Origin of the sequence: Paramagnetospirillum marisnigri, from assembly GCF_001650715.1 — a bacterium.
In the GTDB taxonomy this organism is placed as follows: Bacteria; Pseudomonadota; Alphaproteobacteria; order Rhodospirillales; family Magnetospirillaceae; genus Phaeospirillum; species Phaeospirillum marisnigri.
The window spans coordinates 1-2,185 of the sequence record NZ_LWQT01000116.1; the positions used below are offsets into that span (position 1 = coordinate 1).

The following is a 2,185-nucleotide window of genomic DNA, read 5'->3' on the forward strand; positions in this document are numbered from 1 at the left end:
ATGTCTCTTCTTCGGCATGGAATGTCCCCTTCATGGTCAGTTGAATTATTACATTCAACCTGGAGCCATTCACGGGGGGAGGGTCAGCGATGGGCGGCTGTTGCCTTGCCAGCTTCGTACTGAGCCAGCGCACGCCGAGCCTCGCCTTCGTCCCGGGTGCCGCAGGCGATCTTCTGGCCTTCATCGACGATGTACCAACTGGCCCCCCGCAACACGAGCCGCGGTGGCTTCGATGCTCGTCCCATGGCGGACCTCCATCAAGAAGTGAAGGCGCCATTGTAGCATGAATCAGATTTCAGGACATATTTCAGGACAAAGATTGTCCTGAAATTCGTTAGAGGGCCTTTCCGGCCCTGCGGCCTTCAGCGCCCAGTGTGAAGAAATCGGGCTTGATCTGCGGGCGAGGGGAGGAACCATGACCTTCCTCGATGGTGGCGCAAGGAGGCTTCAATGGCAGCCGAGCTGATGGCCGGACGCCCTGGGTGAACAAGCTATCCAGGAAGTTGGCCCAGTCACCGCGGTGGATCCGGTATTCGGTTCCGCCGGGCAAGATTCCTGCCCGCACAAGGCCAGACTTGATCCATTCATAAACGGTTTTGCGCTGGACCTGGAGCTCGTCAGCTGCCTGGCGCACGGTCATATAGGTGAATGCCGCCGACGTTGTGCGGGGCATCTGGACCACGGCCCCAATGGCCGTAACGGTACCAAAGCTTGCGGCAGGGTTCTCGGTGAACTGGACCGCGATCAGATGGTCTGAAAATGTTGGCCCGAGTGAAAGTTGAGAAAAAATGTTCTGGGTTGTCATGATGAAATTCACGCGATGTTTTAATCCAATCAGTATGGCGATTTAAGTTGTGTTGAGCCAGTCCATCGTGTGGATGGTGTGTGCTTTTCTGCACAGAAATTTATCACGGGTCCTATGTGGTGTTTTGACGCCGGGGCGGGTCGTAAACACGGCTCTACGCCGATTCTGTTGAAAAACTCGGCCTTGCCCGGTAGGCGAACCTATGATTCAATCGAGTAGAGTAAAACTACTTTATTATGCATCATGATGGGCGAGCGGACCGTGATGCAGGAGGCGTTGTTCTACAGCTTCAATCTGGAACAGCATGTCCCTGCCGATCACATGCTGCGGTCGATTGACCGGTTTGTGGAACTCTCGGGTTTACGCCCCCATCTCCAGCCGTTCTACAGTTCGACGGGACGGCCGTCGGTGGATCCCGAGTTGATGGTTCGGATGCTGATCATCGGCTAGCCGGTGTTGAAACGATGCGTTTGGCGGCAGACGGTTTCTCAACAGCGGGTATGGAAAGCTCGGCACCTAAAAAATCGACATCCTGTCCCCAACCGGCCACAGGTTGTCCGTCTACGGCACTTTTCCAACAAAATCCCAGGAGTGATGACCGGAACTGGTATCGACACGTCTATGGAAAGCTCAGCACCAAAAAATCGACATCCTGTCCCCAACTGGCCACAGGATGTCGGTCTAGAGCACTTTTCCAACAAAATCCCAGGAGTGATGACCGGAACTGGTATCGACACGTCTATGGAAAGCTCAGCACCAAAAAATCGACATCCTGTCCCCAACTGGCCACAGGATGTCGGTCTAGAGCACTTTTCTACCGAAAACTTCAGGAGTGATCACCGAAGCAGACATCGGCATGCCCGCCGGAAAGCTTCTACGGCGAAAGTGCTGCTTAAGGACCAGGGCATCGCGACCAACTCAACTGATAATCTGGTCAAAGCCCTGGGCAACAGCAAGTTCAGCACTGCCGGACACGTTCCGCTTCTCCGCCGATCAACTGCAGCTCGCTCTCGATGACCTGGCACAGACGCTGGGTGCCATCGAAGCCAAGGACGAGGCCGAGCCGTCGTCGCAGGATGCCAATCCCCTACGTGAGTCTCAATCAACGGGCCTTGGTATAAGGTTCGCCGGCACAGGTTGACTACAATTCGCCAAAAACTGCGAATAAACGCGCCCTCAAGTACGCAAATAAATCTGGAGAATTTGAAACTTCATAATAAACGCGACAACAAATAACACCATTAATAGTGGCTTTTTATCGCGCAAACACACCGCTATTTTGCGCATTTCGCCCGCGCGCATTGATCGTGTCCCTTGGATTGGTGTAACAGCGCAGTCGCCGTTTGATCTCCGGCGGGCTTGGCCGGATTGATCAGGCTG

Annotated in this window: 2 protein-coding genes and 1 pseudogene; 1 reads left to right on the plus strand and 2 read right to left on the minus strand. The window is 54.5% G+C overall.

What is annotated here, in order from left to right; all coding sequences use genetic code 11:
• Positions 1-334: 334 nt before the first annotated feature.
• Positions 335-817 carry a helix-turn-helix domain-containing protein gene (locus A6A04_RS19545; protein ID WP_156612706.1) on the minus strand — a complete coding sequence of 161 codons (483 nt, stop codon included), beginning with the start codon at positions 815-817 and terminating at the stop codon, positions 335-337.
• 231 nt (positions 818-1,048) lie between these two features.
• Here A6A04_RS19545 and A6A04_RS19550 point away from each other — a divergent pair.
• Positions 1,049-1,252 (plus strand): annotated as a pseudogene (locus A6A04_RS19550) (IS5/IS1182 family transposase); the annotation flags it as partial.
• 729 nt (positions 1,253-1,981) lie between these two features.
• Here the strand turns inward: A6A04_RS19550 and A6A04_RS22975 are convergent.
• Positions 1,982-2,185, minus strand: a 204-nt coding sequence (locus tag A6A04_RS22975) for a hypothetical protein (RefSeq protein WP_216636132.1), incomplete at its 5' end; no start/stop codon positions are given.